Origin of the sequence: Methyloversatilis sp. (assembly GCF_051861465.1) — a bacterium.
Lineage (GTDB): Bacteria > Pseudomonadota > Gammaproteobacteria > Burkholderiales > Rhodocyclaceae > Methyloversatilis.
On record NZ_JBHYCQ010000015.1, the window covers coordinates 40,534 to 47,320 of the forward strand.

Consider the following 6,787-nt stretch of genomic DNA (forward strand, 5'->3'; position numbering starts at 1 on the left):
GCAACCCACGCGGCGGGCGCCTGGCAAGGCCCGCCGCGGAGAACGGAGGACAACATGGCAAGAATGAAATTCATCTGTGACGCAGAGCGCTGCATCGAGTGCAACGGTTGCGTCACCGCGTGCAAGAACGAACACGAAGTGCCCTGGGGCGTGAATCGCAGGCGCGTCGTGACCATCAACGACGGCGTGCCGGGCGAGCGATCGATGTCGGTTGCCTGCATGCACTGTTCCGACGCGCCCTGCATGGCGGTGTGTCCGGTCGATTGCTTCTACCGCACGGATGAGGGCGTCGTGCTGCATGACAAGGACCTGTGCATCGGGTGCGGCTACTGCTTCTACGCCTGCCCGTTCGGCGCACCGCAGTTCCCGCAGGCGGGGGCATTCGGTCTGCGCGGCAAGATGGACAAATGCACCTTCTGCGCCGGCGGCCCGGAGAAGAATGCGTCGGAGGACGAATTCCGCAAGTACGGCCGCAACCGCCTGGCTGAAGGCAAGCTGCCGCTGTGCGCCGAAGTCTGTTCGACCAAGGCGCTGCTCGGTGGCGACGCCGACGTGCTGGCCGACATCTATCGTCAGCGCGTCACCACGCGCGGCAAGGGCGCCGACATCTGGGGCTGGTCGACCGCCTACGGCAAGCCGGACGTACCGGCCCAGCAACCTGACGCGGGGGGCAAATCATGAGACGACTGAAGGGATCGGTTCTTGTTGCCGCCGTGGTGGTGGCGCTCGTCGGCTGCGGCGAGCACGAACAGGTGGTGGTCTACAAGCAGGGCCAGTATCAGGGCAAGCCCGACACCAAACCGTGGGACAACGAATCGTTCGCGGGTGACCGTGCGCAATGGGAAGCCAGCATCAAGGCGCGCAACCAGAGCCAGAACGAATACCGCCGCATCAACGGTTAGGAGGCTGCGATGACTCATCACTTCTCATGGCTCGTCCGTCTGCTGTGCTGCATCGGTGCGCTGATGGCGCTGCCGTTACAGCCGGCGCTGGCGGCCGATGCGGCCGAGCAGGCGACCAGCCAGCAGTTCCAGCCGCTGAACAACGCACCGGTGTGGCGCGAAGTGCGCTCGGGTGATGCGCATTACACATCGGTCAAGGGGGTCGAGACCGGTGTGCTGATCCAGTCGGGTGGCCAGACCTGGCGCGCGTTGCGCAACGGGCCGTTGATGTTGTACGGCGGCATCGCCTTCTGCGCCATGGCGTTACTGCTGGCGGTGTTCTTCAAGCTGCGGGGGCCGATCATGCTCTCCGGCGCGAAGACCGGCCGTCTGATCCATCGCTTCAATTCGCTGGAGCGTGCATCACACTGGGCGATGGCAATTTCGTTCTGCGTGCTCGCCGTCAGCGGTATGGTGATGCTGTTCGGGAAGCATGTGCTGCTGCCGGTGTTCGGCTACTCGCTGTTCGCCACGGTGGCCGTGGTGTGCAAGAACGTGCACAACTTCATCGGACCGCTTTTCATCCTGTCGGTGGTCGTGTTCATCGTGCTGTTCATCAAGGACAACATCTGGCAGTCGATCGACGCTCTGTGGATACGCAAGGCGGGCGGCTTGCTGACAGGTGAGCATGTGCCGTCGCATCGCTTCAACTTCGGCGAGAAGACCTGGTTCTGGCTGGGCGTGGTGTTCCTGTCACTGACGGTCGGCATCAGCGGGCTGGTACTCAATTTCCCGAACTTCGAGCAGGGACGCTGGGTGATGCAGACCGCCAACATCGTTCATCTGATCGGCTCACTCGTTGTGATGACGCTGTCGCTCGCGCATATATATATAGGCAGCATCGGCATGGAGAGCGCGCTCGACGGGATGAGGACTGGTTACGTCGACGAGACCTGGGCAAGGGAACACCACGAGCTCTGGTACGACGAGGCGATGAAAACTCAACCCGCGACACAGCCGGCAGGTGGAATGCCCGTCACGGCCCGCGTCTGATCGGAGGACTACGCATGAACAGGATAGTGGTGTTGATGATCGGCGCGCTGCTCACCACCGGAGCGCTGGCCAAACTGCCGGAAATGACGGAAGAACAGAAGGCTGCCGCGGCCGAGAAGAAGGCAAAGGCGGCTGATGGCGACAAGAAGGCAGCCGAATTGCTGGCCGCCTCGCAGGATGCGGTGGCAGGAAAGTACATTGAACGGATGAAGGCGCAGGGCATTACCGTGACGCCGACGCCTATTGCACCCCCCGCGGCAACCCCCGCGCCTCCTGCCGCGGAGCCTGCACAGGCGCCTGCACAGGCGCCTGCACAGGCGCCGGCCGCCCGGTAAGCCAACCCACGGAAACGACAAAGGCACCGCAAGGTGCCTTTGTCGTTGTGGTCGCAGTGGCCCCGGCACTGCGGGGCACCGCCACTTACCCGCCGAAGCGGTAACGCACACCGATCCAGCCGGCACGCGGGGCACCCGGCGCATAGAAGGTTTCATCGCGCCAGTTGTTGTCGTCCGGATCGAAACTGTTGTTCGGTCCGACGAAGGGGTTTTCGCCGATCTGGCCAGCGGTGAAATAGTGTTTGTCGAACACATTGTTCATGCGGGCGAAAGCCGACCATCCTGCGCCCAGCTGAGCCGTTGCCACCAGGTTGACCACGCTGAAGCCGGCCGTCTTGCCGCCTTCGTCGTGCTGGTTGTTTTCGTTGCCGCGCACATAGACGCCGGAGTGCGTCACGATGTCGGAACCGAGCGTCAGCCATTGCGTCGGGCGCCAATCCAGACCCAGCTTGAAACTGTGCTCGGCGATGCCCGGAATGCGGTCACCGGACGTGATGCGGATATTGTCGGCGCCGCACGAGGCGTCCTGCGCCGAATTTTCCGGCGAGACGACGCACTCACCGGAGCGGTAGGTCGCATCCACCCAGGTGTAGCCGGCGCGCCAGGCCATCTGGCCGTACTCGCCCCCCATGCCCAGTTCGACGCCGTGGCGCTGCGTCTTGCCGAAGTTCTTGAAATAGCCCTGGCCAACCGTGTTGCTGGACACGAACAGGATGTCGTCCCGACTCACTGAACCGAAAGCGGCCGCGTTCCAGCGGATCGGACCTGCGACGCCACGGATGCCGAACTCGATGCCCCGGGTGACCACCTGGTCGAGTCGCGGATCGGCCTGCATCGCGTTGGGCAGCTTGCATGGCTCGTTGGGATCGGAACAGCCCAGTTCGATCGGGCTGGGCGCCCGATTTCCCTGCTGCGCGTTGGCGTAAATCGTGACGGCCGGAGTCAGCGCATAGGTGGCGCCGAGCGCCGGGTTGATCTTGCTGTAGGTGTAATCGCTGTTCAGGCTGGACGTGGCATCCAGCTGGTCGGTCGTCTTCACGCTGGTGTGGTTGTAGCGTGCCGAGAGCGACACGGCCGCTTCCGGCACCGGCTTCCAGGTACCGGTGGTGAATAGGCTCCAGGTCTGCGTACGGCCGCGCAGCTTGGGGTCTGGATCCTCTTCAGTGTCGGTCGGGTTCACCGAGCGGTCTGGATTGAAGTCACCCTCCTGTTCGGTCTGCTGGAAGCGGGTACGACTGTGGTCATAGGTCGTACCGACAGCCAATTGACGGTCTTCCAGAATCTTTGCCCACTGCGCGCTGAAACCGTAGCCCTGCTGGCGCGTGCGCGTGCGGTTGAGTACGCCTTCCGGGTCGCCCGGGGCGGCGAATTCGTCATTGGCATCGCCGTTGAGCGTGCGTACGTTGTTCGTGCGGACATAGACCGTGCCTGACAGTTTGTGCACGTCGTCCAGCCAGTAGCCGCCATTCAGCGACAGCATGGTCATCCGGTTTCGGGTGTTGTCGGGTGACGTGAAGATCGATTTCCGCCGTTGCTCGTAGAACGAGCGTGGCGTCAGGCCGTTGCCGATCAGATCGCTGTTGGCGTGAGTGAGGTTCAGGTCGAGCTCGTGTTTTGCGGAACGATGCGAAATCTTGCCGAAGAACTGGTTCACGTCCGACGGCGACGAATCACGCCAGCCGTCTTCCTTGAAGCGCGTGGCGGTGAAGTACCAGCCCAGTTCGCCGTTGTTGCCGCCGTGTTCGGCGGTGACCGCGTGGCGTCCGAAGCTGCCTGTGTAGGCTTCCAGCCCGGAGCCGGCGTGGCTGAAGCCGTCCTTCGTGCGGATCGCCAGCGCGCCGCCAAGCGTATTCAGGCCGAACAGCGGGTTCGAGCCCGGTATCAGGTCCATCGATGCAATCGCGTTGCGCGGGATCAGATCCCAATTCACCACGTCGCCGAAAGGCTCGTTGATGCGCACCCCGTCCTGATACACCGACAGGCCTTGGGGAGTGCCGAGCAACGGGCTTGCCGTGAAGCCACGGTAATTGACGTCGGCTTGGTAAGGGTTACCCTGGATTTCATTGACATTGACGCTCTGCAGCTGGCTGCCGAGCAGTTCCGGCAATCCCGCTGCCCCGGTGTCGCGCAGTCGATCGCGTCGGATCGACTGTACGTTCGACGGAATCTCGTCCTTCGGCCGATCGAGACCGGGGATCGGCGATGTGCCGACGACTTCGACGGTGGGGGCAACGGTCCGAACTTCCGCGGCAATGGTGGCCGAACTGCCAAGCAGGCTGGCAATGGCTATTGCAATCGGCGTCAGACGCAGTCGTGCTGCGCCGTGGTGTGCGTTCAACTGAAATCTCCTCGGGTTGCGTCGCGCGCCACTCTGCGAGGCGCTGCGTCTGCAGTCGCAGGGCGCGACCGCAGCGGACGATAGCGAACGCTCTCCGGGAAAGATAGGGAAAAATTCCCGACATCGGGAGTTCTTCCCGATGGTTTGCGAACGAAGTTCAGTCCTGCTTTGGCCCGAGTTGAGGCACAACGCCTAGCCGGAGCGCAAGATGAACCAATGCAGCCGAGGTGCCGACACCGAGCTTCTCCTTGATGAGTGCTTGATAGTTGGCGACCGTCTTCTGACTCAGGTTGAGCATCGTGGCGCACTCGGCTGCCGACAGGCCCTGTGCAAGCAGCCGGAATACCTCGAACTCGCGCGGCGAAAGATCATTGATGATGGAGCGTTCGGCATCGGGCGAACGAAGCTCGAATGCCTTCCTGACGTCCGTACTCAAGTAACGCTCACCGCGCGCAACGTGGCGAACTGCTTCGAGCAGCACCTCTGGCGCGCTGCGTTTGCTGATGAAGCCACTGGCCCCGCTCTGCAGCGCTTTCTCCACGACCACGGCTTCATCGTGGACGCTGAACACCAGTACCCTTGCACCCGCATCACGGGCTCTGATCCTCCGTATCAGGTCGATGCCGCTTGACCCCGGCAGCGAAAGGTCGGTCACTGTCACCTTGGGCGCATGCGCCGTGTAGGCCAGATATCCTGAATCGGCATCCTCGGCTTCGGCGACAACGTGAATATCGCGGCCCGCTTCAAGCAATCTGGCATAGCCCGAGCGCACGATGGGGTGGTCGTCGACGAGCAATACTTCAATCATGGTCAGTGGCCTTGAGGGATTCGATCGCGCCTGCGCGCGCAGGATGTTGGAAGCTGCAACTCACGAGGACACCGCCCAGTGAGCTCTTGTCAATTTTCAGTGAGCCACCGAGCATCGATGCCCGCTCGCCCATGCCCAGCCAACCCAGACCGGGACGCACTCTGGCTGCGTGATAACCGCTGCCGTCATCTTCGATGGCGAGTTCGACGGTATCGGTGTCGGCATCATGACTGAGGACAATCCGGACATGACTGGCATTGGCGTGCTTCATCACGTTGGAAAGAGACTCCTGGATGATGCGAAAGATCGCGATATTTGCGTCTTCTCCGAGATCCTCCAGATTTCCGCGTGGAAGCAGCGCACAGTTTATCGTTGAACGCTCTTCCCACGATTCGCACAGCGACTGCACTGCTCCGAGCAAGCCGAGGCTGTCCAGACTTGCCGGACGCAACTCGTAGAGCAATCCCCGCACGGTCTGATATAGGTCGTCTGCTGATTCCGCGATACGGTCAGCCGCGCGTTTCTCCGCTGAACGGTCTTCAAGGTGGTCGCGTAAAAAGACGGCGTCGATGCGTATCGCGTTGCAGCACTGCCCGAAATGGTCGTGAAGCTCATGCGCAAACCGCCGTCGCTCGGCCTCCTGGAGGCCAATCAATGCCTGCGCCAGATCGCGGTTGCGCGCCGCAAGCCTCTTCAACCGTCTTTCGGCGGCAACGCGTGATGCCAGTTCATGCCTCGCATCGCGCCACCGCATCACTGAAAAAAGCGTCAGGGCAACCGTCAAACCGAGTAACGCAATGAACAACTCGTCCGCCTGCACGACTTCATATCGCAAGAGCAGCGTATGAAAACGCTCATAAAGCTCTGCTCGCGAGCTTGCGACGAATGTAATGGCGGCCGTGGCCACGATGAGCGCAAGCTCGATCCGGTGCCTGTGTTTCCTTAGGTAGCTTCTTTTCATTCGCCTATATATATGTGTGTCTGGGTGGCCAGACGTCCGTATCTGTACCCGTGATGTCTTATGCGGCTCCGCCGGATCACTGCGGTTGCGCCTGGCCCCGTCATCCATCGCAAATCTATCAGACGGGGTTGACGTTACTGATTCGAACAGTCATAATCTTTTTCTCTCGAACGCGGGGTGGAGCAGTCTGGCAGCTCGTCGGGCTCATAACCCGAAGGTCACAGGTTCAAATCCTGTCCCCGCAACCACCGAATCACGAGTGGTGAGAACCAGAGAATAAGTTGTCGCAGAATCGAAGTTGTGTTACAGTCTCGTTTCTGTGCTGCACGGAAATGCAGCGAAGCTCTTTAAAAACACAAACAGCCGATAGGTGTGGGCACGGCATGGTTGTAACGGCGTGTGGATGTCGTT

The 6,787-nt window shown here is 61.5% G+C and carries 7 protein-coding genes and 1 tRNA gene; 5 read left to right on the plus strand and 3 right to left on the minus strand.

Features of this window, described 5'->3' with window-relative positions; translation table 11 throughout:
- The first annotated feature begins 54 nt into the window (after nucleotides 1-54).
- The 4 genes from fdh3B to ACTIFF_RS17020 are packed head-to-tail and all read left to right on the plus strand — an operon-like array spanning nucleotide 55 to nucleotide 2,269.
- A complete protein-coding gene (gene fdh3B, locus ACTIFF_RS17005) occupies nucleotides 55-681 on the plus strand; it encodes a formate dehydrogenase FDH3 subunit beta (RefSeq protein ID WP_439537909.1) in 627 nt (208 codons plus the stop codon).
- Nucleotides 678-902 (plus strand): hypothetical protein, encoded by a 225-nt coding sequence (locus ACTIFF_RS17010; RefSeq protein ID WP_439537910.1) that lies wholly within the window; start codon nucleotides 678-680, stop codon nucleotides 900-902. The genes fdh3B and ACTIFF_RS17010 overlap by 4 nt, the downstream gene beginning before the upstream one ends.
- A gap of 9 nt (nucleotides 903-911) precedes the next feature.
- Nucleotides 912-1,934: a formate dehydrogenase subunit gamma gene (locus tag ACTIFF_RS17015; protein WP_439537911.1), complete on the plus strand. Its 1,023-nt coding sequence runs from the start codon at nucleotides 912-914 to the stop codon at nucleotides 1,932-1,934.
- 35 nt (nucleotides 1,935-1,969) lie between these two features.
- Nucleotides 1,970-2,269: a formate dehydrogenase gene (locus tag ACTIFF_RS17020; protein WP_439537912.1), complete on the plus strand. Its 300-nt coding sequence runs from the start codon at nucleotides 1,970-1,972 to the stop codon at nucleotides 2,267-2,269.
- Nucleotides 2,270-2,354: 85 nt separating this feature from the next.
- On the opposite strand, the gene ACTIFF_RS17025 is transcribed toward ACTIFF_RS17020, so the two are convergent.
- The 3 genes from ACTIFF_RS17025 to ACTIFF_RS17035 form a co-directional block, all read right to left on the minus strand.
- Nucleotides 2,355-4,607 carry a TonB-dependent receptor gene (locus ACTIFF_RS17025; RefSeq protein ID WP_439537913.1) on the minus strand — a complete coding sequence of 751 codons (2,253 nt, stop codon included), beginning with the start codon at nucleotides 4,605-4,607 and terminating at the stop codon, nucleotides 2,355-2,357.
- 157 nt (nucleotides 4,608-4,764) lie between these two features.
- The gene (locus ACTIFF_RS17030) at nucleotides 4,765-5,415 is read right to left on the minus strand and encodes a response regulator (RefSeq protein WP_439537914.1); all 651 of its coding nucleotides are present in this window, start codon (nucleotides 5,413-5,415) and stop codon (nucleotides 4,765-4,767) included.
- Nucleotides 5,408-6,376 carry a histidine kinase gene (locus ACTIFF_RS17035; RefSeq protein ID WP_439537915.1) on the minus strand — a complete coding sequence of 323 codons (969 nt, stop codon included), beginning with the start codon at nucleotides 6,374-6,376 and terminating at the stop codon, nucleotides 5,408-5,410. The genes ACTIFF_RS17030 and ACTIFF_RS17035 overlap by 8 nt, the downstream gene beginning before the upstream one ends.
- A 171-nt stretch (nucleotides 6,377-6,547) precedes the next feature.
- On the opposite strand from ACTIFF_RS17035, the gene ACTIFF_RS17040 reads away from it, so the two are divergent.
- Nucleotides 6,548-6,624: transfer RNA gene (locus tag ACTIFF_RS17040), tRNA-Met, on the plus strand.
- The last annotated feature ends 163 nt before the right edge of the window (nucleotides 6,625-6,787 follow it).